This window comes from Archangium minus (assembly GCF_044360475.1).
Classification (GTDB): domain Bacteria; phylum Myxococcota; class Myxococcia; order Myxococcales; family Myxococcaceae; genus Archangium; species Archangium minus.
On record NZ_CP043494.1, the window covers coordinates 9,702,298 to 9,727,409 of the forward strand.

The 25,112-nt window shown below is 66.7% G+C and carries 18 protein-coding genes; 13 read left to right on the forward strand and 5 right to left on the reverse strand.

What is annotated here, in order from left to right:
- Window positions 1-226 precede the first annotated feature (226 nt).
- The 11 genes from F0U60_RS39610 (at window position 227) to F0U60_RS39660 (ending at window position 10,098) form a co-directional block, all read left to right on the forward strand.
- Window positions 227-895, forward strand: a complete 669-nt coding sequence (locus tag F0U60_RS39610) for a MotA/TolQ/ExbB proton channel family protein (RefSeq protein ID WP_395807567.1) — start codon at window positions 227-229, stop codon at window positions 893-895.
- Between the two features lie 39 nt (window positions 896-934).
- Complete coding sequence (locus F0U60_RS39615; RefSeq protein ID WP_395807569.1) at window positions 935-1,357, forward strand: ExbD/TolR family protein; 423 nt, start codon at window positions 935-937, stop codon at window positions 1,355-1,357.
- A 2-nt stretch (window positions 1,358-1,359) separates the two neighbouring features.
- On the forward strand, window positions 1,360-1,824 hold the full coding sequence (locus tag F0U60_RS39620) for an ExbD/TolR family protein (RefSeq protein WP_395807571.1): 465 nt from the start codon (window positions 1,360-1,362) through the stop codon (window positions 1,822-1,824).
- Between the two features lie 266 nt (window positions 1,825-2,090).
- On the forward strand, window positions 2,091-2,735 hold the full coding sequence (locus tag F0U60_RS39625; protein ID WP_395807573.1) for a TetR/AcrR family transcriptional regulator: 645 nt from the start codon (window positions 2,091-2,093) through the stop codon (window positions 2,733-2,735).
- 104 nt (window positions 2,736-2,839) lie between these two features.
- Complete coding sequence (locus F0U60_RS39630) at window positions 2,840-3,532, forward strand: Coq4 family protein (RefSeq protein WP_395807575.1); 693 nt, start codon at window positions 2,840-2,842, stop codon at window positions 3,530-3,532.
- Between the two features lie 17 nt (window positions 3,533-3,549).
- Complete coding sequence (locus F0U60_RS39635; protein WP_395807577.1) at window positions 3,550-4,194, forward strand: TetR/AcrR family transcriptional regulator; 645 nt, start codon at window positions 3,550-3,552, stop codon at window positions 4,192-4,194.
- Window positions 4,195-4,235: 41 nt separating this feature from the next.
- Entirely contained in the window at window positions 4,236-5,480 is a 1,245-nt protein-coding gene (locus tag F0U60_RS39640) for an NAD(P)/FAD-dependent oxidoreductase (protein ID WP_395807579.1), read from the forward strand.
- 40 nt (window positions 5,481-5,520) lie between these two features.
- Window positions 5,521-5,847, forward strand: coding sequence for a 2Fe-2S iron-sulfur cluster-binding protein (locus tag F0U60_RS39645; RefSeq protein WP_395807581.1), 327 nt, complete (start codon window positions 5,521-5,523; stop codon window positions 5,845-5,847).
- Window positions 5,848-5,898: 51 nt separating this feature from the next.
- Window positions 5,899-7,131: a cytochrome P450 gene (locus F0U60_RS39650; protein WP_395807583.1), complete on the forward strand. Its 1,233-nt coding sequence runs from the start codon at window positions 5,899-5,901 to the stop codon at window positions 7,129-7,131.
- Between the two features lie 263 nt (window positions 7,132-7,394).
- Window positions 7,395-8,633, forward strand: coding sequence for a cytochrome P450 (locus tag F0U60_RS39655; protein ID WP_395807586.1), 1,239 nt, complete (start codon window positions 7,395-7,397; stop codon window positions 8,631-8,633).
- Between the two features lie 10 nt (window positions 8,634-8,643).
- Window positions 8,644-10,098, forward strand: a complete 1,455-nt coding sequence (locus tag F0U60_RS39660; protein ID WP_395807588.1) for a DHA2 family efflux MFS transporter permease subunit — start codon at window positions 8,644-8,646, stop codon at window positions 10,096-10,098.
- 69 nt (window positions 10,099-10,167) lie between these two features.
- On the opposite strand, the gene F0U60_RS39665 is transcribed toward F0U60_RS39660, so the two are convergent.
- Both F0U60_RS39665 and F0U60_RS39670 read right to left on the reverse strand, forming a co-directional pair.
- Window positions 10,168-11,085 (reverse strand): ADP-ribosylglycohydrolase family protein, encoded by a 918-nt coding sequence (locus F0U60_RS39665; RefSeq protein ID WP_395807590.1) that lies wholly within the window; start codon window positions 11,083-11,085, stop codon window positions 10,168-10,170.
- Window positions 11,086-11,187: 102 nt separating this feature from the next.
- On the reverse strand, window positions 11,188-11,634 hold the full coding sequence (locus F0U60_RS39670) for a GFA family protein (RefSeq protein WP_395807592.1): 447 nt from the start codon (window positions 11,632-11,634) through the stop codon (window positions 11,188-11,190).
- Between the two features lie 159 nt (window positions 11,635-11,793).
- On the opposite strand from F0U60_RS39670, the gene F0U60_RS39675 reads away from it, so the two are divergent.
- Complete coding sequence (locus F0U60_RS39675; protein ID WP_395807594.1) at window positions 11,794-13,464, forward strand: isovaleryl-CoA dehydrogenase; 1,671 nt, start codon at window positions 11,794-11,796, stop codon at window positions 13,462-13,464.
- 64 nt (window positions 13,465-13,528) lie between these two features.
- On the opposite strand, the gene F0U60_RS39680 is transcribed toward F0U60_RS39675, so the two are convergent.
- Window positions 13,529-16,741 (reverse strand): RCC1 repeat-containing protein, encoded by a 3,213-nt coding sequence (locus F0U60_RS39680; protein ID WP_395807596.1) that lies wholly within the window; start codon window positions 16,739-16,741, stop codon window positions 13,529-13,531.
- A 288-nt stretch (window positions 16,742-17,029) separates the two neighbouring features.
- Here F0U60_RS39680 and F0U60_RS39685 point away from each other — a divergent pair, with 288 nt between their 5' ends.
- Window positions 17,030-19,924, forward strand: a complete 2,895-nt coding sequence (locus F0U60_RS39685) for an Ig-like domain-containing protein (protein ID WP_395807598.1) — start codon at window positions 17,030-17,032, stop codon at window positions 19,922-19,924.
- Window positions 19,925-19,992: 68 nt separating this feature from the next.
- On the opposite strand, the gene F0U60_RS39690 is transcribed toward F0U60_RS39685, so the two are convergent.
- Together F0U60_RS39690 and F0U60_RS39695 are read right to left on the reverse strand one after the other, a co-directional pair.
- The gene (locus tag F0U60_RS39690; RefSeq protein ID WP_395807600.1) at window positions 19,993-23,088 is read right to left on the reverse strand and encodes a triple tyrosine motif-containing protein; all 3,096 of its coding nucleotides are present in this window, start codon (window positions 23,086-23,088) and stop codon (window positions 19,993-19,995) included.
- Between the two features lie 220 nt (window positions 23,089-23,308).
- Entirely contained in the window at window positions 23,309-25,039 is a 1,731-nt protein-coding gene (locus F0U60_RS39695; protein ID WP_395807602.1) for an SDR family NAD(P)-dependent oxidoreductase, read from the reverse strand.
- Between the last annotated feature and the right edge of the window lie 73 nt (window positions 25,040-25,112).

Genomic DNA, 25,112 nt, shown 5'->3' on the forward strand with positions numbered 1-25,112 from the left:
GTGCTTGGAATTCATCTTTCGATGCTGCGTCGAGCACTGGGCTCACTCGCTCCCTGAGGACTTGGCGGGACTGTGTCTCTGTTCCTTCGGCGGCCATGACAAGACCATGACAAAAATATGGTCATCCCTTGGCCATGGCGCATCCGCAACTCCTTAAGGTGACTGGCATGTGGACGGGCGACATGGAACTCGCCTCCACGCGCTCAAGGAGGGGCGCCTCACAGCCATGCAATTCACGATCACTGGAATCTGGGAGCACACGGGTCCGTTCGCCCGGATGATCATCTTTGCGCTGGGTGCGATGTCGATCACCTCACTGGTTGTCATTGCCGAGCGCATCATGGTGTACCGGAAGAACCGCTCCGAATCGCGTAGCTTCGCCACCAAGATGGGGGCCATCCTCGCGAAGGACGACCTCAACACGGCAGCCAATGCCAAGACAGGCAAGGACGTGGGGCACCTGGGCCGGGTCATCAACTCGGGCCTGACGGCCTACCGGGTGTCGTCGTCCAACAAGGATGTGGCGGTGGAGTCCGTGGCGCGCGCCCTCGAGCGCCAGGCCCAGCGTGAGGTTCAGAGCCTCAAGCGCGGCCTGGGCGTGCTGGCCACGGTGGGCTCTACGGCCCCCTTCGTGGGCCTGCTCGGCACCACGATGGGCATCGTGAACGCCTTCAGCCTCATGGCAGAGGCGAACTCCGGGGGTCTGAACACCATCTCGTCTGGTATTGCCGAGGCACTCATCACCACGGCCTTCGGCCTGCTGGTGGCCATCCCCGCGGTGATGGCCTACAACTTCCTGCAGGGCTGGGTGGACGCTCGCTCGGTGGACATCTCCGAGTCCTCCAACGAGTTCCTGGACATGGTGGCCCGACACCTCGGCGGCTTGCACTCCTGAGCTCGGTGGTCCAACCCTTCCAGAACCCCAGGTGCACTTATGGGAATGTCAGTCGGGGGTCCCTCCGGGGGCCCCAAGGCCGAAATCAACGTCACCCCGCTGGTGGACGTGGTGCTCGTGCTGCTCATCATCTTCATGGTCGTCACCCCCATGCTCCAGCGTGGCAAGAACGTGACACTGCCCAAGGCCAAGGAGATTGAAAACAAGAAGACGGACACCAAAGACAACGCGCTTATCCTCTCGGTGACACCCGACAAGAAGCTCTATCTGGACAACGACCCCCTGGACGAGAAGGCGCTGGAAGACCGACTGAAGGGGGTGCTCGCCAAGGACCCCGTCCGCAGGATTCTCCTCAAGGCGGATAACTCGCTACGGGTCGGCGACGTGCGCAAGGTGATGGACGTGGCGCGCAAGGCTAACGCCAAGCGCGTGTCCCTGGGGGTCGAGCAGCTCAAGGAGTAGCCATGGCCAAGAACAACCTTCGCAAGTCCTGGGTCAAACCCGCCTCGGCACCCAACTCGGAAATCAATGTCACCCCGCTGGTGGACGTGGTGCTGGTGCTCCTCATCATCTTCATGGTGGTGACGCCGCTGATGGAGAAGGACATCGAGGTGCGCGTGCCGGAGACCGAGGTGGCGGAGAACCCAACACCCGACTCGAACGACTCGCAGATTGTGGTGCAGGTGACCGAGTCGGGGGACTACTCCATCAACACGGAGAAGATCGCGCCGACGGACTACGTCACGCGGCTCACCCAGCTGCTCAACACCAAGAAGAACGACGAGCGCATCGTCTTCTTCGTGGCGGACGACAAGGCGAGCTACGGCAAGCTGGTGGCCGCGCTGGATGGAGCCAAGGCGGCCGGCGCGAAGGTGCTCGGCTTCGCGCCGGACGAGAGCACCGCCCCCTCCCCCACCCCATCGCCGTAGGAGCAGGCGAGGGAGCCAGTCTGCACACCTGGCTCCCTCGCGAAGGTCGACCTTGAGCAGGTCGCGTGTGCGTCTCGAACCCACTGGCTGAGACCGCCCCCTGCTCAATCAGGCACCCATTTAAGTCAGTTGACTGTTTCAGTCATTCGACTTAGACCTTGTGGCGTGGGCTCGAGGACGGGCCACGCCCCGGAGGTCTGGATGAGTGCCGACGACTGCAAGGTGGTTCTGGATGACCCGTTCCGCGCCCTCTGGTGGGTGCGCTGATGAGTCAGGTCAAATCCGACCGAGGCAGCGAGACACGCGAGCTGATCCTCGTCACCGCCGAGCGTTTGTTCGCTGAGCACGGCGTGGAGGCCATCTCCAACCGCCAGGTGAGCGAGGCAGCGGGCCAGTCGAACAACTTCGCCGTTGGCTACCACTTTGGCTCTAAAGAGGAGCTCGTGGTGGCCATCGTGCGCCGGCACTCCGAGTCGGTGGAACGGCGGCGGGCTGAGATGCTCGCGGAGATCACCGGCTCACCTGACCTGCGCGACTGGGTGTCCTGCCTCGTGCGACCGGCGACAGAGCACCTCGCCTCGTTGGGTATCCCGTCCTGGTACGCGCGGTTCATCGCCCAGGTGACGACCCATCCCGCCTTGCGAGAGCGCGTGCGCAAGGAGTCATTCACCTCGCAGTCAATGCAGCAGGCCCACGAGGGCATGTTCCGGCTGATCCCTCGTCTCCCCGAGGACGTAAGACAAGAGCGTAACGACATGGGCCGGATGCTGGTCGTGCACATGTGCGCCGAGCGGGAACGCGCGCTGCACGAGGGCACGGCCTCGCCCCACTCGACGTGGGAGTCCACCACGGACAGCCTGGTCGATGCGCTCGTCGGTTTGTGGCTGGCCCCCGTTACCGCCCGGCGGTGACACACCCGAGCCGAGCTCGCGGGCCTGGAAGTCACGCCCTGATTCTTCCGCGCCCCCCTGGAAGTCCTGGTTGTTTCAACCCCAAGACCCTGTCCCCAAACCCCATGGTCGACACCAATACCCTGACCCTGCCTGAAAACGCCTCTCTGTTCACCCGCCTGCGCATCGCGACCAAGATCCTGAAATTGGTCAAGGGCAACGAGGGGAATCCCGTCTATGGCCAGACGCTCAATGCCTGCCTGGACTACGACGTCTACGAATCGCTCATCCAGAAGCTCCAGCACAGCGAGGATTGGCGCCGCATGCTGTCCAAGCACCCTTCTCTGGAGGCCAAGGATCTGGATCTGGCCGCGCTCGAGCGCCTGCCCGAGGGAACGCTCGGCCATGCGTACGCGCGCTACTACCGCGACAACAAGATCACACCCTTCGAGACAACGCTCAAGCTCAAGAACGACATCGACTTCGTCGCCAAGCGCTACCGCGAGACGCATGACGTGATGCACCTGGTGACGGGCTACGGCACGGACGTGATGGGCGAGATAGAGCTACAGGCATACGTCCAGGGAAACCTGGGTATCTGGACTGCGGCACTCATCGTGCTGTTCGGCACGCTCGGACAACTCAAGGGCCGGCAAGCCGGCGTCGACACGTCCGAGTACCTGCGGCGGATCTGGGCCGCGTACCGCCGTGGCCGCGCGTCCCCGCTGTTCCTCGACTTCTGGTTCGAGAACCACTGGGAGACCCCCGTGGCCACGGTGCGCGCGCGGCTGTGCGCCCCCGCGGAGCTGATGAACTGAAAGGACCTGGTGCGCTGATGAGTCAGGGCAAATCCGACCGAGGCAGCGAGACCCGCGAGCTGATCCTCGTCACCGCCGAGCGGCTGTTCGCCGAGCACGGCGTGGAGGCCGTCTCCAACCGCCAGGTGAGCGAGGCGGCCGGCCAGTCGAACAACTTCGCCGTCGGCTATCACTTCGGCTCCAAGGAGGAGCTCGTGGTGGCCATCGTCCGCCGTCACTCCGAGTCGGTGGAACGGCGGCGGGCTGAGATGCTCGCGGAGATCGCCGGCTCGCCCGACCTGCGCGACTGGATGTCCTGCCTCGTACGGCCGACCACCGAGCACCTCGCCTCGTTGGGCAGCCCCTCCTGGTACGCGCGGTTCATCGCCCAGGTGACGACCCATCCCTCCTGGCGTGAGCGCGTGAGCAAAGAGGTGGGCTCCTCGCGGGCGCTGCAGCAGATCATCGAGAGCGTATTCCAGCTGGTCCCGCGTCTCCCCGAGGATGTGCGGCAGGATCGCGGCAACATGAGCCGGTTGCTCATCGCGCACATGTGCGCCGAGCGGGAACGCGCGCTGCACGAGGGCACGGCCCCGCCCCGCTCGACGTGGGAGTCCACCGCGGCCGGACTGGTCGACGCGCTCGTCGGGTTGTGGTTAGCCCCCGTCTCCGCTCGGCGGTGACCGATTCGAACCGGGCGCAACGAGAAAGGAACGTCTTGGCAATGGAAGAGCGCATCATCATCGTGGGAGCCGGCCAGGCCGGTGGCGAGCTGGCCGCCGGCTTGCGAAAGCAGGGCTACAAGGGGCGCGTTCTCCTGCTGGGAGACGAGGCGCATCCACCCTACCAGCGGCCTCCGCTCTCGAAGGGATTCCTACAGGGAAAGGTGGCGCTGACGGATCTCTATCTCAAGCCGCTCGCGACCTATGAGCGCTTCGACATCGAGCTCAAGACTGGCACGCGCGTCGAGGCCATCGATCGCTCCACCCGGGAGATCTCCCTGGGGGATGGGAGCCGGCTGGCCTATGACAAGCTTGTTCTGGCCACGGGAGGTCGGGCACGTCCCTTGAACCTCCCCGGGCTGGAGGGTGCCCGGCTCGAGAACCTGTTCTCGGTGCGCTCGATTTCCGACATCGAGGCAATGCGCGGGAAGTTCGTCCCAGGCAACCGGTTGATCATCATCGGTGGCGGCTACGTGGGGCTCGAGGTCGCGGCTGTGGCCGTGCAGCTTGGACTGCGTGTAACGCTGCTGGAGGCGGCACCTCGCCTGCTCCCCCGAGTGACGGGGCCGGAGGTGTCCTCGTTCATCGAGCAACTCCACCGCGAGCGGGGCGTGGAGTTCCGGCTCTCGTGCGAGGTGCGGGACCTGGAGCTCGACGAGGCGCGGCGTCAGGTGCGCGGGGTGAGCCTCGCGTGTCGTGGCGTGCCAGAGCGGCTCGAGGCGGACCTGGTGCTGGTAGGAATTGGCCTCATCCCCAACACGGAGCTGGCCTCCGCGGCGGGTCTGGCCGTCGACAATGGCATCGTCGTGGACGAGTACGCCTGTACGGCCGATCCAGCGATCCTCGCCATTGGGGACTGCGCGAATCAGCCCAGCGCCTACACGGGCGGACGCATCCGGCTCGAGTCCGTGCCTAACGCCATCGAGCATGCGCGCGTCGCGGCGGCCACCCTGATGGGAAAGATGGAGCCCTACGCCGCCATTCCCTGGTTCTGGTCGGACCAGTACGGCTTGAAGCTGCAGATGGTGGGGCTCTCCACCGGCTACGAGCAGTGCGTCACGCGAGGCGCCGTCGAGGGCAAGGAGTTCTCGGCCTTCTACCTCAAGGACAGACGGGTCATCGCCGCGGACGTCATCGGTCGCCCCGCGGAGTTCATGGCCGCGAAGCGTCTGGTTTCGAGCCGAGCGGAGGTGGACATCACCCGCCTAGGCGACGCGGCCGTCCCGCTCAACAGCCTCGCCGCTTGAAGACAGTTCAACACCAGGAAGCAACACCCAAGAGGACATCATGGCGAAGATCAAGTTCATCGAGGCGGATGGGAAGGAGCACGAGGTCGAGGCGCAGGAGGGACAGTCCGTCATGCAGGCGGCGATGGACAACCTCGTGCCGGGCATCGTCGCCGAGTGTGGAGGCTTCGCCAGCTGCGCGACCTGCCACGGCTACGTCGATGAGGCGTGGCTGAAGAAGCTCCCCCCGCCCGATTCAGCGGAAGAGGGAATGATTTCGTGCGCCTACCACGTGCAATCCAACAGCCGGCTGACCTGTCAGATCAAGGTGACTCCCGCGCTGGATGGGCTGGTGGTCCGTCTTCCTCTCTCGCAGACGAGCGAGTGAGGACTGGACAGGCCCCCGCGCTTCTTTCTCCAACAATCCGAGAGCTCAACCATGCACGCCGACAGCGGAAGCCAGAAGTTGGACAAGATTCCCGCGCACGTCCCACCGGAGCTGGTCTACGAGTACGACATCGCCAGGGATCCGCGGATGCTCGAGGATCCGCACGCCCGGATGCGATCCCTCATCCACGAGGCCCCGCCCATCTTCTTCTCCCCGTGTAATGGGGGCCAGTGGATGGTGACCCGGAAGAAGACCATCGTGGACATGACGCTGAACCCGGAGGTCTTCAGCAGTCGCTCCTCTGCCACGGGGGAACACTCGGGGGAACAGAAGGACCCGACGGGGGGATTGACGCTGCTGCCCATCTCGGTGGATCCGCCGCAGCACACGATGTACCGGACGCCGCTCAACCAGCCGCTGTCGGCCAAATCCGTTGCCAGCCTCGAGCCGGCGATCCGGGCCATGACGAACGAGCTCATCGACAAGGTGCTCGCCACGGGACGCTGCGAGTTCCTCTCGGACATCGCCGAGCCGCTGCCCGTCACGTTGTTCATGAAGCTGGCGGGCATGCCGACCAACCGCCTGGCGGAGTTCCGTCACCTGGCCGCGCAGGCGTCGTCCCCCACGGTGGATCCCGCGACCCGCGCGGAGACCTTCAAACACATCGCGGGAATCCTGGCGGAGACCATCAAGGCCCGGCAGGAGAAGCGCGAGGATGACCTGATCAGCCAGCTGCTCGACGCGAACCTCAACGGCCGCAACCCCAACTTCCATGAGATGTTGGGCTACAGCATCCTCCTGTTCCTCGGAGGGCTGGACACCGTGGTGAATGCCCTGTGCTTTGGTGTCCGGCACCTGGCGCGTGATCAGGAGTTGCAGGCGAAGCTCCGAGCCGACCCCAGCCTCATCCCCGGAGCCATCGAGGAGCTGCTGCGGCTCTATGGCATCGTGTGCATGCCTCGGCGGGTGGCGCGCGACGAGGTCTACCATGGCGTCCAGTTCAAGAAGGGCGACTCGGTGTTGTTGCTCTTGCCAGCGGCCAACTACGACGACGCGGCGTTCCCCAACCCCGAGCAATTCATCCTGGGCCGGAAAGAGCAACACCAGACGTTCAACACGGGTCCGCACCGGTGCGTCGGTCTGAATCTGGCCCGCCTGGAGATGAAGGTGTTCTACCAGGAGTGGTTGAAGCGCGTACCCCCGTTCCGGCTGGACCCCGAGAAGAAGCCTCAGTTCATCGGTGGCTACACCCTGGCGATCACGAACCTGCCGCTGGTCTGGTAGGAGCCAGAAGCTGCTCAGAGTGGGGACTCTCCACCCACTCTGAGCAGTGCGTCACGCGGGCTGGGAGTTTTCGGCCTTCTACTTCAAAGACAGACGGGTCATTGCCGCGGAGTTCATGGCCGCGAAGTCACCCGTCTGTGCGACGCGGCCGTCCCGCTCAACAGCCTCATGGGCTGGTGGTCCGTCTTCCCGTCTCGTACACGAGCGAGTGAGGACTGGGTAGATGCCCACGCTTTTTCTCCAACAGTCAGAAAGGTTCGAACATGAGTTCCTTTAGCGGAAAGAAATTGGACAAGATTCCCGCGCACGTCCCGCCGGAGCTGGTCTACGAATACGACAACGCCAGGGATCCGAGGATGCTCGAGGATCCTCACGCCCGGATGCGCTCCCTCATCCTCGAGGCCCCGCCCATCTTCTTCACCCCGTATAATGGTGGCAACTGGGTGGTGACTCGGAAGAAGGCGATCGTGGACATCACGATGAAGCCGGAGGTCTACAGCAACGCCTTCCTCGTCTCGGGGCACTCGGAGGAACACTCGGGGGAACACAAGGACTCGCAGCCGGGATTGATGATGCTGCCCATCGCGGCGGATCCGCCACAGCACACGATGTACCGGGCGCCGCTCAACCAGCCGCTGTCGGCCAAATCCGTCGCCGGACTCGAGACGGCGATCCGCGACATGACGAACGAGCTCATCGACAAGGTGCTCGCCGCGGGACGCTGCGACTTCCTCTCGGACGTCGCCGAGCCGCTGCCCGTCACGTTGTTCATGAAGCTGGCGGGCATGCCGACCAACCGCCTGGCGGAGTTCCGTCACCTGGCCACGCAAGCGACGTCCGCCACGGTGGATCCCGCGACCCGCGCGGGGGTCTTCAAGAGCATCGCGGGAATCCTGGCGGAGACCATCAAGGCCCGGCAGGAGAAGCGCGAGGATGACCTGATCAGCCAGCTGCTCGACGCGAACCTCAACGGTCGCAACCCCAACTTCCATGAGATGCTGGGCTACAGCATCGCCCTGTTCCTCGGAGGGCTGGAGACCGTGGTGAATGCCCTGAGCTTCGGCGTCCGGCACCTGGCGCGCGATCAGGAGTTGCAGGCGAAGCTCCGGGCCGACTCCAGCCTCATCCCCGGAGCCATCGAGGAGCTGCTGCGGCTCTATGGTATCGCGTCCACGGTCCGGCAGGTGATGCGCGACGAGGTCTGCCAAGGCGTCCAGTTCAAAAAGGGCGACACGGTGTCGTTGCTCTTGCCAGCGGCCAACTACGACGACGAGGCGTTCCCCAACCCCGAGCAGTTCATCATCGGCCGGAAGGAGCAACACCAGACATTCAACACGGGTCCGCACCGGTGCGTCGGTCTGAATCTGGCCCGCCTGGAGATGAAGGTGTTCTACCAGGAGTGGTTGAAGCGCGTACCGCCGTTCCGGCTGGACCCCGAGAAGAAGCCGCAATTCGTGGGTGGCTTCAACCTGGGCATCACGAGCCTGCCGCTGGTCTGGTAATAGCGAACCCATGAACCCATCAGAAGAGTCACGGGCCATCCGATTCTGGCCGTTCATGTTCGCCCTCTTCGTGGGGTCGTTCATGTCCGTGCTGAGCTCCAGCACGATCACGATCGCCATCCCCGAGTTGCAGAGATATTTCGGTGCCGAGCTCTCCCTGCTGCAATGGACCCTGACGGGCTTCATGCTCGCCATGGGCACGAGCGCGCCGCTCACCGGCTATCTCGGCGGACGCTTCAGTTTCAAATGGCTGTACGTGGCAAGTCTGGTGGGTTTCACCCTGGCGTCCGTGCTGTGTGGGCTGGCCTGGGATACGCGCTCGCTCGTGGTCTTCCGGTTCGTCCAAGGCGCGTTCTGCGGCGCCATCATGCCCGTGACCATGACGCTCATCTACCAGCTCCTTCCCCGGGAGCGGCAGGCGCTGGCCGCCAGTCTCTGGAGCCTGTCGGCCAGCCTCGCTCCCGCGTTCGGACCCACCTTCGCGGGCTGGTTGATCACCCTGGGCAACTGGCGGTGGTTGTTCTTCATCAACGTTCCGCTCGGCCTCGTCGCCGTGGGCCTGGCCGTGCGGACCATTCCCTTCTACCGCCTGCAGGCCCCGAAGGCGTTTGATCTCCCCGGACTGCTCACCGTCATCACCGGCACCCTGTCGCTCCTGATCGCCCTGAGCCAGGGGAGGGACTGGGGCTGGACGCAGGTGAAGACCGTGTCCCTGTTCATGATCGGGACGCTGTCACTGATCGTCTTCGTCGTCAGGGAGTTGAAGACGAGCGCTCCGCTGCTCGACCTGCGTGTGCTCGCCAACGGCCGCTATCTGGTGACGCTGATCATCTCGAGCATCATCACGATCAGCCTGTATTCGGGCGCGTTCCTCGTGCCCGTGTTCCTGCAGAAGGTCCAGGGCGTGACGCCGCTCGAGACCGGATTGATCCTCCTTCCGGCCTCCCTGGCCATGGCGCTCCTGATGCCCCTGGTCGGGCGCATGTATGGCCCGCTCGGGCCGAGCACGCTCATGACGGCTGGCGTCCTATTGATAGCGGGGGGCACGTTTGCCTTGAGCCGTTTGACGCCGGACGTTCCACGCTTCTACATGGTGATGTGGATGGTGGTGCGAAACGTGGGTATCGCCCTCTCCATGATGCCGGCCAGCAACGCGGGCATGGAGCAGATTTCACGTGAGCTGAGCGGCCACGCCTCCTCCATCAGCAACTGGTTGCGAAACGTGTTCGGGGCGTTCTCGATCGCCATCTTCACGTCGCTCCTGTCCACCTTCACGGCCCGGGAGGCGCAGGAGCTCGTGCGGCAGGGGATGACGGAGCGCAGTCGCATCGAGTTGTTCTCGTTCGTGGAGGGCATCAACGACGTCTACCTGGTCGCCACGCTCATTGCCCTGGTGGCGGTGCCCCTCAGCCTGGGGATTCGCAAGCACCGGGTGGTGCTCGAGGCCTCAGCGGAAGCACGATAAGGGCGCCCCCGTCACAGACAGAACGTGTCCGTGACGGGGGAGCGCCCGGGAAGAGGCGCAGGAGCAACGCTAGGTCATGTCGAGCGGCTCGCGCGCCGAGAGCCATGCCCGGGGGATGGACTCGCGCCCCGCGCTCAGCGCGACGATGCCTCCCACGATGGCGCAGGTGGTGTCGCGGTCCCCCATCCCCGCCACCGTGCTCCAGAGCGCCTCCTCGTAGCTGTCCAGGTGCCGCGCCGCGCACCACACCGAGAAGGGCACGGTGTCCTGGGAGATGACGCGCTGCCCGCTGCCCAGCGCCCGGGCCGCGGACGTGGGCGTCGCATCGAGCGGCCACTCGCGCGCCTTCTCCAGTCCCGCCCGGGTCTCCCCCGAGGGCGTGTGGTCAAGGACGACGTCGAAGAGCTGGCGCGCGGGCGGGCGGGCCTCCCGCCATCGGTACGCCCACGCGGCCGCCACGGCGATGGCGATGGCTCCCGCCTGTCCCTCTGGGTGGAAGTGCGTCACCTCCGCCGAGGCCCGCGCCTCGGACACCACCCGTCCCAGGTCATCCGCGAACCAGGCGCCCAGCGGCGCCACGCGCATGGCCCCACCATTGCCCATGGAGCCCGTGCCCTCGAAGACCTCGGAGGACACCTCCCGCCAGGGCATCCCCAGGTGAATCTTCTGCAGGATGTCGTGCGCGGTGGCGCCGTAACCCCGGCGTGGATTCCTCCGGTAGCGCTGGCCGAACAGCCGCGCCAGCGCGTCCTGGTCGATGCGCCCGTGCTCCTCAAGCACCCGCACGATGGCGAGTGCCATCTCCGTGTCGTCCGTATAGTTCCACGGCTCGCGCGGCAGGAGCCGCTGCTCCACCATGGACTGGGCAACCGAGGGAGACACGAAGAAGCGCTCCCCGAACGCGTCTCCCACCGACAGTCCTTCGAGCGAGAGGCGGGCGCGCTCCCGGCGCGTGGCGAGGTCAGCGGACTTTCCGGGCGTCGTCATGCGCTCGGTTCTCCGCCACCCGGCCTGTAAGTGTCAAGTCAACACCATCCCCCGCGAAGCCGCCCTGTCCGCCCGTGGATGGTTCGGGGCCTCGGTGTCGCTTTATCCCCTGTGCCTTCGCACCGCCGCCGCGAACTCCTCCGGCGACGGGCTCTCGGGCCAGCTCGGCACGCCATCGGGAATGACCACCCAAGGCTGCTTCCGCTTCACCCAGATGTGCGCGACCGGGTCGAGCAGGTGGCTGTCGGCGAGCGTCCCCGCCCGCACCACCACGAGGCCAGGCACGGCCGCGTTGGTGTTGTAGATGCGCGTGTGGCAAACGCCGCACACCCGCTGGCATGAAGGCTGACCACCGGGCCCCTCGTGCTCGTAGAGGACCACGGGGCCTGTCACTGCGATGACATCCTCGGGCAGCAGCGCATGCTGAGCGAACGCGCTTCCACTCCACGTCTGGCAATCGAGGCAGTGGCAGGCGTAGGTCGCGGGCAACACATCGATGGCCAACGTATAGCTCACGGCTCCGCAGCGACATCCGCCCAGGATCGACATGCCAAGGTCTCCATTCAGGGGGGGACATCATGTCCCCCCGGCTGATTGTGCGCCAGGCCGTGCGCCGGGCCCATCACCACACCGAGCCGGTGGTGTGGCCCGTCCGTTCACGATAAGCCAAGGGGCGTAGGCCGCAGGCCCGCCGGGAGGACCGTCACCATGACTGAACGCAACGCCATCGCCGCTGGCTTCATCACCCACGAAGTCACCAACCAGCCCCCGCCGCTCGTCTACGACGCCTGGAAGACGGACACCGTGCTCCGGGAGGCCGTGGCCCGTGAAGGAGGCGGCTGGGCGGAGGCCGAGCTGGCGAAGTACGGCCCCGTGGTGAGCGGGGAGATGATGCAGCTGGCGGTGCTGGCCAACGAGAACAAGCCCAAGTTCAAGCCCTTTGACCGCTATGGTCACCGCCGCGACGAGGTGGAGTTCCATCCCGCCTACCACCGGCTGATGGAGCTGGGCATCTCCCACGGGGTGCCCGGCTTTGCATGGCGCAACGAGGAGAAGCCCGGAGCCCATGTGGCCCGCATGGCCCTTTTCTACCTGCACAACCAGGCGGATCAGGGCACGAGCTGCCCGCTCACCATGACGTACGCAAGCGTGCCCGCGCTGCGCCACCAGCCGGAGCTGGCGCGCGAGTGGCTGCCGCGCATCACGTCCACCACCTACGACGGCCGCTTCATCCCCGCGTCCCAGAAGGCGGGCGTCACCGTGGGCATGGGCATGACGGAGAAGCAGGGCGGCTCGGACGTGCGCACCAACTCCACGCGGGCGCAGCGGCTGGGCAGCGCCCGCGGGCCCGGGCAGCCGTACGCGTTGGTGGGCCACAAGTGGTTCTTCTCCGCGCCCATGAGCGACGCGTTCCTCGTGCTCGCCCAGGCCGAGGGCGGGCTGTCGTGCTTCCTCATGCCGCGCTTCACACCCGACGGCGAGCTGAACGCCATCCGCATCCAGCGGCTCAAGGACAAGCTGGGCGACTGGAGCAACGCCTCCTCCGAGGTGGAGCTGAATGGCGCCTTCGCTTGGATGGTGGGCGAGGAGGGCCGCGGCGTGCCCACCATCCTGGAGATGGTCGCAATGACGCGGCAGGACTGCATGATTGGCTCCAGCGGGCAGATGCGGCAGGCGCTGGTGCAGGCCATCCACTACACCCGTCACCGTACCGCGTTCGGCAAGCGGCTCATCGAGCAGCCGCTGATGCGCAACGTCCTCGCCGACCTGGCGCTGGAGCTGGAGGCGCACGTAGCGCTCACCGCGCGCGTGTCCCGGGCCGTGGACGCCAGCAAGCGGGACGCGAAGGAGGCCGCCTTCGGCCGCATTGCCACCGCCGTGGGCAAGTACTGGGTGTGTAAGCGCACGCCTGTCTTCGTCAACGAGGCGCAGGAGTGCCTGGGCGGCGTCGGCTACGTCGAGGAGACCAACCTGGCGCGCCTGTACCGGCAGGCGCCGCTGAACTCCATCTGGGAGGGCAGCGGCAACATCCAGTGCCTGGACGTGCTGCGCGCGGCCTCGCGCGAGCCGGCCAGCCGCGAGGCCCTCTTCCAGGAGCTGCTCGCGGCGCAGGGCGGACACGCGGCGTTCGACGAGGCGACAGCGCGCCTGCACAAGGAGCTGTCCAACACGGACGCGCTGGAGACGCGCTCGCGCTTCATCGTCGAGGGGCTCGCCCTGGCGCTGCAGGCGTCCCTCCTCATCCGCGCGGGCAACACCGCGGTGTCGGACGCCTTCTGCGAATCGCGCCTGGGCGGAGCCCACGGGCAGACGTTCGGCACGCTGCCGGCCCATGCGCCCATGCAAGCCCTCATCGAGCGCGCCTTCTCCGAGGGGTGAAAAGTGACACGAGGGCGACCCCCCATCGCGGGGAGCCGCCCTCTAAAGCCATCTACTCGCGACGTCAGGGCACCGGACACTGGATGGGGGTGCTCACGTCGGTGGACGGGCTGCCGTCCCCCAGCTGGCCATAACGGTTGTACCCGGTGGACCAGACCGTGCCATCCGCTCGAACGAACAGTGAGTGGCCATGTCCCAGCGCCATGGTCACCATGTCGACAGCTCCCGGCACCTGCACCGGAGTCGTACGCTGGGTGGTGCTCCCATCACCAAGCTCGCCGGTGGTGTTGGCACCCCAACCCCAGACCGACCCGTCCGTTCGCAGGACCAGGGAGTGGCTGGCGCCGGAACTGGGTGCGAAGGACTTCACCCCGCTCAGCCCCATCACCTGCACCGGCGTCCAGCGATTGACGGTCGTCCCATCCCCGAGCTGGCCATTGGAGTTGCGACCCCACGCCCACAGGGTGCCGTCCGAGCGCAGCGCCATGACGTGATCGTGGCCGCTCCAGATGGCCTGCACCCCGCTCAGCCCTACTACCTGCACCGGCGTGGTGCGCTGGGTGTTCGTCCCAATTCCGAGCTGGCCGTAGCTGTTGCTGCCCCAGGCCCACACCGTCCCGTCTGAGCGCAGCGCCACCGAGTGGTTGAGCCCTCCGGCGATGGCCTGCACCCCGCTCAGCCCTGTCACCTGCGTCGGTGTGGCACGCGCGGTCGTCGTTCCATCTCCGAGCGTCCCCCCGCCGTTGTTGCCCCAGGCCCACACCGTCCCGTCCGTGCGCAGCGCCAGCGCATGGCTGGCTCCGGGTGCGATGGCGCGTACATCACTCAGCCCCTGCACCTGCACCGGCATGATGCGCCGGGTCGTCGTCCCATCTCCCAGCTGGCCGTCGTAGTTGTCGCCCCAGGTCCACACCGTCCCGTCCGTGCGCAGCGCCATCGAGTAATACCCCCCTGCCCCAAGGGCTTGCACCCCACTCAGACCCGGCACCTGCGCGGGCGTGTTGCGTTGGACGAACGTCCCAATACCGAGCTGGCCGTAGCTGTTGTTACCCCACGCCCACACCGTCCCATCCGAGCTCAGCGCCAGCGAGTGGTACCAGCCGGCCACTGAGCCGACTGCCGTGCTGAGGCCCACCACCTGCACCAGCGTCGTGCGCTGGCCCGACTGTCCGTTGCCAAGCTGGCCCTCGAGGTTGGAGCCCCAGGCCCACACCGTGCCATCCGCGCGCATCGCCAGCCCATGGCTGTCTCCGCTCGACAGGGCCACCCCGTCGCTCAGCCCTTGCACCTGGACCGGCGAGCTATAGACCCTGCCCCGTAAGGTACCGCCAAGCTGACCGTTGCTGTCGTAGCCAGCGCCCCACACCGTCCCGTCCGAGCGCAGCATCAGCGAGTGGTACATCCCACCCGTGACAGCCACCGCTCCGCTCATGTTCTGCATCTGCACCGGCGTGGTGGTGTTACTGCCCGTCGGGAGGCCGAGCTGACCATAGCTGTTGTAGCCCCAACCCCACACGGAGCCATCCGCGCGCACCACCATCGAGTGGTATCGACCAGCCCCCAGGGACACCACCTTGCTCAGACCCTGAACCTGCACCGGCGACATACGGGTCGTGGTGGTTCCATCCCCAAGCTGATTGTCGCTGTTGTCGCCCCAAACCCACACCGTGCCATCCGAGCGCAGTGCCAGCGAGTGGTACCCTCCGGCCGCCACGGCCACCACTCCGCTGAGCCCGGGCACCTGCACGGGCGTGCTACGGGTGGTGTACACCCCGAGCCCGAGCTGGCCGAGGTTGCCATTGCCCCACGCCCACACCGTGCCATCCGAGCGGAGCGCCAACGAGTGGATATCCCCGGCCGCCATGGCCACCACTCCGCTCAGGCCCGACACCTTCACCGGCTGGGAGCGATGGGTGGTCGTCCCATCGCCGACCTGGCCATACGTGTTCTCGCCCCAGGCCCACACCGTGCCATCCGCACGCAACGCCAGAGACAGCTGTCCCCCGGCCGCCACGGACACCACCGAGTCCAGGTTGGTCACCTGCGCCGGGCTCGGGCGGTCATTGGTCGAGCCATCTCCGAGCTGGCCATACATGTTCTTCCCCCAGGCCCACACCGTGCCGTCCGGGCGCAGCGCCAGCGAGTGGTACCCTCCGGCCGCCACGGTCCCTACTCCCGACGAGAGACCCGAGACCTTCACGGGCGTGGCGCGGTCACTGACCGTTCCATCTCCCACCTGACTGGCGGCATTGGAGCCCCAGGCCCACACCGTGCCGTCCGGGCGCAGCGCCAGCGAGTGGTACCCTCCGGCCGCCACGGCCACCCCTGCGACCAGGCCCGTCACCTGCACCGGCGTGGGGCGGGAGGTGCTCGTCGCATCCCCGAGTTGGCCGTGAGCGTTGTAGCCCCAGGCCCACACCGTGCCATCCGCGCGCATCGCCAAGGAGTGGTAGCCCGTGGACGACACGGCCACCATGGAGCTCAGCCCCGTCACCTGCACCGGCGTGGCGCGCTGATTGAACGTCCCGTCTCCCAGTTGGCCTTCCGAGTTGGCTCCCCAGGCCCACACGGTCCCGTCCGCGCGCACCGCCAGTGAATGGAAGTCCCCAGCCGTCAGGGACTCCACGGAGCCCAGGCCCGTCACCTGCACCGGAGTCAGGCGGTCGGTGGTGGTCCCATCTCCCAACTGGCCGTTGTAGTTGTCGCCCCAGGCCCACACGGTCCCGTCTGCGCGCACCGCCAGCGAATGGAAGTCCCCAGCCGCCACGGACACTACGGAGTCCAGGCCCACCACCTTCACGGGCGTGGAGCGATCGCTGCTCGTTCCATCCCCAAGTTGGCCGTGGGAGTTCTCACCCCAGGCCCACACCGTGCCATCCGCGCTTAGCGCCAGCGAGGAGTAGCTCCCGGCCGCCACCGCGATAACCGAGCTCAATCCCGGCACCTGGAGCGGCGTGGCGCGCGAGGCCGTCGTTCCATCTCCGAGCTGGCCATAGCCGTTGGAGCCCCAAGCCCACACCGTGCCATCCGAGCGCAGCGCCAGCGAGTGGAAGTCCCCGGCCGCCACGGACACCACGGCGCTCAGGCTCACGGCCTGCACAGGCGTAGCATGCGGTACCGTCGTCCCATCCCCGAGCTGGCCGTGGGCATTGGAGCCCCAGGCCCGTACCGTGCCATTCGGGCCGAGTGCCAGGGAGTGCTCGGCTCCCGCCGCCAACTTCGCGAATGTTGGCCGGGTGCTCTCCGACTCCCGCACGGCCTGGGAAACCGAATCCACCGCCCCACCCTCTCTACCCGCGGGCGCCTCGCAGCCCGCCAGGAGCAAGGCCCCCAGCAATGCTCCCAATGCGAGACACCAGGGTCCCGCAGCTGCAGCTCTCTTCTCTGTCATGTGTCTCTCCCCCTCCCTCTGGAGGCCATTGTTCCCAGCTATCACGTGGCACCGACACACAACCTGACAGTCACCGCAATCTCTCTCTTACAGGTGGCTCCCATGTCAGAGCCGGACGATAGAGACGTCTGCTGTGGGGATTTCGAAAGACAGCTCTCCTCGGAGGGGGATGAAATGAAACATCAGCTCGAGGCAATAGGACTGCTCGTCGCGGCCACATGGCTGGGCGCAGGTTGCAACACCCATCATGCAGAGGAGGAGCGGGTGCGGACCACCCCGGCCGCGCTCACCCAGCCCACGGGGGCCATGTTCGAGCCACGGCAGCTTCACCAGGCCGTCACGCTCGCGGATGGCCGCGTGCTGGCGGTCGGCGGACTGACGTCCTCGGGCCAGGTCTCGAGTTATACCGAGGCCTACCGTCCCTCCACCAATGACTGGGTCTACACGGGCTACGTGTCGGTGCCTCGCTACGACTTCTCGGCGACCCGACTCTCCAATGGAAAGGTGCTGATCGCCGGAGGCCTGGGCTCGGTGGTGTTGAGCGGCGCTGAGCTATTCGATCCCGCTTCGGAGACCTGGAGCACGACGGGCTCGATGGCGATCCCTCGCTCGAAGGCCGCCGCCACGCTGCTGTCGGATGGCCGCGTCCTGGTGACGGGCGGCCAACTCGCCACGGGCGGCAATGCGAACAGCGCTGAGATCTACAACCCGTCGAGCGGGACCTGGTCCACGGCGGCGGCCATGAACTACACCCGGCTGAAGCACACAGCCACGCGCCTCACAGATGGCCGAGTGCTGGTGGCCGGTACGTTCGGCAACATCACCACGTGTGAGATTTACAATCCCTCTACCAACACCTGGAGCAACGCGGGCAACAGCAACCAGCCGCATGGCTCGGGTGCTGCCGTGCTCCTGCCCTCCGGCAAGGTGCTCGTCGTGGGCGGAGATACCACCGCGGGAGCGGCGAGCGCAGAGCTGTATGACCCGGCGGCCAACACCTGGACGCTCACCGGCTCGCTCGCGCAGGGACGCAAGAACCATGGGCTGATCCTCCTCTCCAATGGCGACGTGCTGGCGATGGGCGGCCAGAACGCAAGCGGAGCCTGGCTCTCCTCGGTGGAGCGGTGGACCGCCGCGACGGGTACCTGGACAGCCGAACAACCCCTCGCTTCGGCTCGTTCGTACCTGACGGCCAACCTGCTGGCCGATGGCAGCGTGCTGGTGGTGGGTGGGGCCAGCTCACCAGGGGCGGAGCGCTACACCCCCGGGAACGGGACCTGTGTGCCCACCACCTGCGTCGCGCAAGGGAAGAACTGTGGAAGCATCCCGGACGGCTGCGGCGGCACGCTCCAGTGCGGCACCTGCGGCTCGGGCCAGGTGTGCAGCACCCAGAACGTCTGCACCACCGCGAGCCAGGTCGTGACGGCCGTATACGACAGCACGCGCCGCGTGCCGGTGTGCTCCACCGTCGGCACGGAGTGCACCTCGGGCACGCTGCTCAACGGCCGCGCCCAGCTCGGCCCCGAGGCCAACGCCCCCAACACCCTGAATGCCTCGTGCGCGGACGGCACGTCGGGTGCCTACCATAGCGATGAGTCGCTGGACCGGCTGCGCGTGGTGAGCGTGGACGGCACCCGACTGACCGCTGGCAAGCAGGTCCGCATCGAGGCAACCGTCTGGGTGTGGGGCGCCTCGTCGGATCAGCTGGACCTCTACGCCGCCGCCAACGCCAACAGCCCGAGCTGGACCTTCCTCGGCACCCTCACGTCCACGGCCAGCGGTGCCCAGGTGCTCTCGCAAACCTACACCCTGCCGCAGCAGGCCGGCCTCCAGGTCATCCGTGGCCTCTTCCGGTATGGGGGAAGCGCGACCGGGCCCTGCGTGAGCGGCTCCTACAACGACCATGACGACCTGGTGTTCGCCGTCGACTCCTCGGACTCCGTGGCCCCCGTGACGTCGCTCACGTCCCCAGCCGCGGGCACCCTGCTGACGGGCACCGTCACGCTCTCCGCCTCCGCCTCCGACAACGTGGGCGTCACGCGCGTGGAGTTCTATGACGGCACCACCCCGCTCGGCAGCAGCACGTCCTCGCCCTACTCCTTCCTGTGGAATACCCGCACCGTGGCGAATGGGGCGCACACCCTATCCACCAAGGCCTACGACGCGGCAGGGAACGTGGGCTCCTCGGCGTCCGTCACGGTCACCATCGACAACGACAAGACCGCCCCCCAGGTGTCCCTCACCGAGCCCACGGCGGGCGCCACACTGACGGGCACCGTCACCCTCTCCGCCTCCGCCTCCGACAACGTGGGCGTCACGCGCGTGGATTTCTATGACGGCACCACCCCACTCGGCAGCGACACGTCCGAGCCGTACACCCTGAGCTGGGCCACTCGTTCGGCGGCCAATGGGACGCACACCCTGCTCGCCAAGGCTTACGACGAGGGAGGGAATGTGGGTACCTCCACGAGCATCCAGGTGAACCTGAGCAACGACCTGACGGCCCCCGTCATCTCCATCGCCTCACCGGCCAGCGGTGCGACGGTGCGAGGAATCGTGCCCCTCAGCGTCAACGCGACGGACAACGTCGGAGTGATCCTCGTGCAGTACGTCATTGACGGTGCGGTCCAGTCGACCCAGACCGAGTCGCCCTTCCACGGCGCCTGGGACACGTCACGGGTGGAAAACGGGACGCATACCCTCCAGGCCATCGCCCACGATGCGGCGGGTAACACGAGCACCTCGGCAACCGTCAGCGTCACCGTTGACAACGACTTCGTCGCGCCCCGGGTATCGCTCCGAATGCCCGCTCCAGGCACGACGGTGACGGGGACCGTTGTCCTCTCCGCCTCCGCCACGGACAACGTGCGCGTCACGCGCGTGGAGTTCTACGACGAGGGCAGCCTGCTGGGCAGCGACACCACCGCACCGTACACCTGGAGCTGGAACACGACCTCGCTGCCCAACGGCTCCCGGACCCTGAGCGTCAAGGCCCACGATGCCGCGGGGAACGAGAGCACCTCGGCGGCCGTCATCGTCACCGTCTCCAACGGTGCCACGTCGCCCTAGGACGAGCGTTGACGGCCCGGTGGTGCCCCAGGTAGGGACTGGGGTGGACGGGAGCTCCGTCCACCCCGTCAGCGCAGACGCAAGACTCGACGTATCCAGCGCCGCCCTCTGTCCCCGGCACGCGAGACGTAGGCCCGAGCGGCGGAGAGCGAGAGGACCACCTCGGTGCCCTGTCCAACGCCGCTCTGGATGTCCAGGCGCGCCCCTAGCTTCTCCGCCCGCTCGCGCATGCCGCGAAGTCCCCAGTGGCCGGCTCGGCCAGCGCTGAGGATCAACGAGTCAATCCCACGCCCATTGTCGCGGAAGCGCAGGCGCAGCTCGTCCACGCCGTACGAAATCTCGACTTCGATCTCGCTCGCGTCCGCGTGCTGGAAGGCATTGAAGAGGGCCTCGCGGCCGATACGGTAGAGTTCGTCGGCGACGAGCGGATCCAATGCACGCAAGGCGCCCTCGACGACGATGCGGAAGGCCAGGGCATGATTCTCGCCGAACTCGCTCGCGATCGCCGTGAAGGCGTTGGTGAGGTCCGGCAGGCCGCCGCTCGACGCACGCAACTCCCGCACCCGATCCCTCCCCTCGACGAGCACATCGTCCGCACGGTCGAGCGCCCGTTCGATCCCCGCTCGGAGTTCCCCCTGCGGCAGGCGCGCGGTGGCCGCCTGGAAGTGCAGCATCAATCCCTGGATGCCCTGCAACAGCGTGTCGTGAAGCTCGCGGGCGATCCGCTCGCGCTCTGCATGGCGTTCCTCCAGGCGCTGGCGCACGCGCGCCGTCATCTGCCGCAGGCGGAGGATGTACAGCAGCCACAACAGCCCCGACGCGACGAGCACACAGAGCGCCAGGAACCAGCGAGTCTCGAAGAACGTCGGCTCAATCTCGAACGCGAGTGATGCGCCCTGTTCGTTCCACACGCCATCGTCGTTGGCGGCGATGACCCGGAAGCGGTAGTGGCCCGGCCTGAGGTTCGTATAGATGGCCTCGCGCCGTGAGCCCGGATCCTGCCAGCCGTCGTCCACGCCATCGAGGCGGTAACGGAAGGCGACACGCTCAGGCACGGCGAGGCTGAGCGCGCTGTAGTCAATCTTCAGGCTGCGCGTGAGCGGCGGCAGCCGGAGGTCAGCCCGCGGCGCATAGCGCTGATCGCCGGCGATGATGGAGCGAATCACGACAGACGGTGGCAGGGGGTTGTGATGAATGCGTTCCGGATCGATCCACGCAAGACCGTCCGTCGCGGCGAACCAGAGTTTCCCGTCCGTGCCTTCGACCAGCGTCGGGAGGGGCCGAACCTGCTGCGCGGCGCCCGGCATGCCGTCCAGCATATCGAAGAGCTCGAAAGGCATCCGGAAGTCCGGCTCGGCGAGCGCCCGGCGGAGGTCGTTCGCCGAGATACGCACGGCGCCCGCATTGCCGTTCACCCAGAGCGTCCCATCCCGCGTCCGCAACAAGCCCGTGACACCGGTGAGCACGTCCGGCCGCGTGGCGACGAGCGGACGGAAGCGTCGGCCGTCGAAGGCAGCCATCCCCAGCTCACCGCCCACGAGCGTGTCCGGGCCCGGAAGGATCGCGCTCACGATTCCTGTCCGCAAGCCGTCGGCCTCGGAGAACACCTGCGCCTTCGAGCCCTCCACGATGGCCAGCGTGTTCTGGCCGTACCCCAACCACATGCGCCCCTGCTCGTCCGTCACGATGCGGGTAGGAGGCAGCTCCGGCAGGTGGGCGATACCACCGCGCGGTGTCCACGTGTCGCCGTCCAGCCTGTAGGCGGTCGACGCACGAAAGGACATCCACAGCCGCCCGGCCCCGTCGCGCATGATGGCCTGCACCCTGTTGCCCTCTTCCTTCTTCGGAACGGCCAGGGGTGTGAATTTCCCGTCGGCGAAGCGCCACGCGCCCTGAGAACCGGCCAGCAGCATGCTGCCGTCCGTATCGCGGTAGGCCGCCGTCACTTCGCCGGAGAAGCCAGGTACGAGGCTCGGGCGCGGCTCCAGCCGCCACAAGCGATCGGTAAGGCCGCTATTGGTCGCCGTCCCGGCCCACATCGCGCCGGCTTCACCAGGCAGCAGTGCGAAGTACACCAGCGGCTCGGGGAACCGGACGGTCGTGACATCGTTGCGCCGGAAGCGGTCGAGCCCGAGCTTCGTCCCCACCCAGATACTGCCTTCTCGATCCTCCAGCAGGATCATCGCGGAATCGGACGACAGGCCGTCCGACGCCAAGAACATGTCGCTGGAGAGAGTCCGCCGGCGGAGGGGTAGGTTGGAGGCGTAGGGATTCTCGAGGCGACAGACGGAATTGGGACAAGAAATCCCCCACAAGGCGCCCTCGCGGTCGAAGAGGAGCGAGTCCGATTCCAGTGACGCGTCTTCGGAGAATGTGGCCGACCGCGGCGGCACATCGGGACCGAGAAGCGGGCTGAATCCACTTTTGTCGTACTTCCAAAGGGTCCCGTCGTTCGTGCGAAACAAGCCGGCGCTCGGCTGTGCGTTGGTTTCGACACGTTCGAAGCGCCGCGCCCCCATGCGAAGCACATAGACGCCATCGTCTGTGGAGGCCCACAGGGTACCCGTCCGGTCTCGAACGAGCGAGGCGCCGCCAGGTACCGAGAAACCCCATCGCGCGTCGGCCAGCTGCCAGGCCCCCTGCTCGAGCACGTAGAGGCCCTTGGCGGTCGCCACCCAGAGCCGCCCCTCTCCATCCTCCTCGAAATTCTCGATGGGCGAGCCCTGCGGAAGGCCTTCCTTGGAGCCGTAATGGGTCACCACGCCGTCCTTGAGGAAACCGGCGCCACCGTAGGAGTAGCCCACCCACAATCCACCCGACCGGGAGGCGAACAGAATGTTGACCGAGCGCGACACCGAGCTGCCCTCTGGCAGCAGGTCGTATCGCTCGAACACGACCCCGTCGAAGCGCCAGAGCCCCGCGGACGTGCCCAGCCAGAGCCAACCGTCCTGGGTCTGCGCCATGGTCCAGATGCCCGCGGGTGCGCCGTCCTTGAGCGTCCACGCGGTATGGTGGAAATCCCTGATGAGGCGGGCCGGCTCCGCCGCGTGCGCGCCACTGAACGCGCAGCACATCAGCAAGCCGAGGCCCGTGATGCATCGCAGCCACCTCGCGGTCGCCCCGCGAGCCAAAGCCCGCCTGCCGGCAGGTCCTGGGTCCGTCATTCCGATGGTCTCCACGGAGCGGAAGCTACACGCTCACAGCGCGGAAGCCCCAGGTGAAAGCAGGTCGAGGCGGACCCCGACCAAGAGAGCGAGTTCCCCATGCCGCCCATCCTAGAGGTTGTTCGCACTCAGAACGACTCGAGGAAGGAGCGCACCACCAGGGCCGAGTTGCCCGCAGCGAGCTGGAAGTTTGAGGCCTATGTGCCTCGGGGGGGCTCCCTCATCCGCCCATCAAGGCGGCCCTGTTCGTGTCGAGGAAGTGCTCGAGGGACATGGGCTTGCGCCGTGACAGCGTCTCGAGCGTATCGTTCACCGGGTCGGAGTTTCCGGCGCGCACATTGGCATCGACCGATGCGCGGAGCCGCGCGAAGGGTTCGGGAACGCCCGAGGCAATCAAGGTGTCGGTCAAGGCTTCGTCGGAGAGGGGGACGAGCTCGATCGGCTTGCCAGTCACTTCCGTCACCAGCCTGGCGACCTCCGCGTGGCTGTAGGCCCTGGAACCCGTCAGCATGAGCGTTGTGCTGTCGTTCGAAGCCGATGCCAGATGGCTCGCGATGGCGGCGGCCATGTCGTCGCGCGCGGCATAAGCGACACGTCCCTCTCCCGCGGACGTATGCCAGCGGCCCGTGGCGATGATGGCTGGCAGCGACCACATCAGGTTCTCGAAATAAGAGTTGGTGCGGAAGAGGGTGTAGGAGAGTCCGCTTGCCTTGAGCGCCTGCTCGGTGCCGTAGTGGTCGCTTGCGAGCAAAAAGGGCGAGCCCGGTTCCGGTGAGAGCATGGACGTGTAGGCCAGATGCGTAGCGCCCACCTTCCTGGCCACCGCGACCGCTGTCTCGTGCTGCCTGAGGCGTTTTCCGCCGACGAGGTCCAGTTCGTCAGTCGAGATGATGAGAATCCTGTCAGCGCCCGCGAAGGCCTTTTCCAGGGAGGCCGCATCGTTGAAGTCGGCATGCCGGACCGAGACACCGCGCGCCGCGAACTCCGCGAGCCTTGCCGGCTCACGCGTCGTCGCGATGATTCTCGCGGGTGAAACCTCGTTGCTCTCGAGCAGATGGTGGAGCACTCGGCGGCCGAGTTGGCCGGATGCACCTGTGATGAGGAGGGTCTGGTTCATGGCCAGCGGCAACCTTGGCCCGAAGTGGGTTCGCATGAACGCCATGTACTCAGTCTCGGACGTCTGCCGGCGCGCCTCGACCAGTGGAAGGATGTCGTTCGTCGCGACGTAGCGCAGGCGGTCCGACGAATCGTTCGTGGCCTCGAAGATGACCTCGGCGACGTGCTCCGGTGTCGCGGCCTTGTCCACGCCTCGTGATGCGCGCATCGCCGCGAAGACCTGGTTCGCCGCCGAGACGAACGCGGCGTAGTCACGGACGTCGCCTGGCAACGCGCTCGCCTCCTTCGCCGAGCGCTCGACGAACCTCGTGCTGGTGACTCCGCCCGGCTCGACGAGCTTCACGCGGATGCCGAGCGCGCCCAGTTCGTACGAGAGTGACTCGGAGAAGCCCTCCAAGGCGAACTTGCTCGCGGTGTAGAGGGAAATCAGCGGCAGGCCGAACACGCCGGCTCCGGAGCTCACGTTGACGATGCAGCCCCCCTTGTTCTCACGGAAGTGCGGCAGCACCGCGCGCACGACATTCATGACGCCGAAGACGTTCACCTCGAACTGCTCGCGCACCTTCTCGTCCGGGGTCAGTTCGAACACGCCGGAGAGGCCGTAGCCCGCGTTGTTCACCACCGCGTCGATGCGCCTGAACTTCGCCAGACCCGCGTCCACGGCGGCGCGGATGGTCTCCGGCTTCTCGACGTCGAGCCGGGTGACGAACGTGCCGGGCAACTCCCGCGGTGTGCGCATGGTGGCGATGACATTCCAGCCGCGAGCGGCGAACAACTCCGCCGTGGCCTTGCCGAATCCAAACGATGCGCCAGTGATGAGGACCGTCTTCTTCATGGTGCTTCCTCCTGTGTGGCGCTCAGATAACCCCGCTCGACTGGTGCAACCATCACCGCTAAGTGGCATGGAC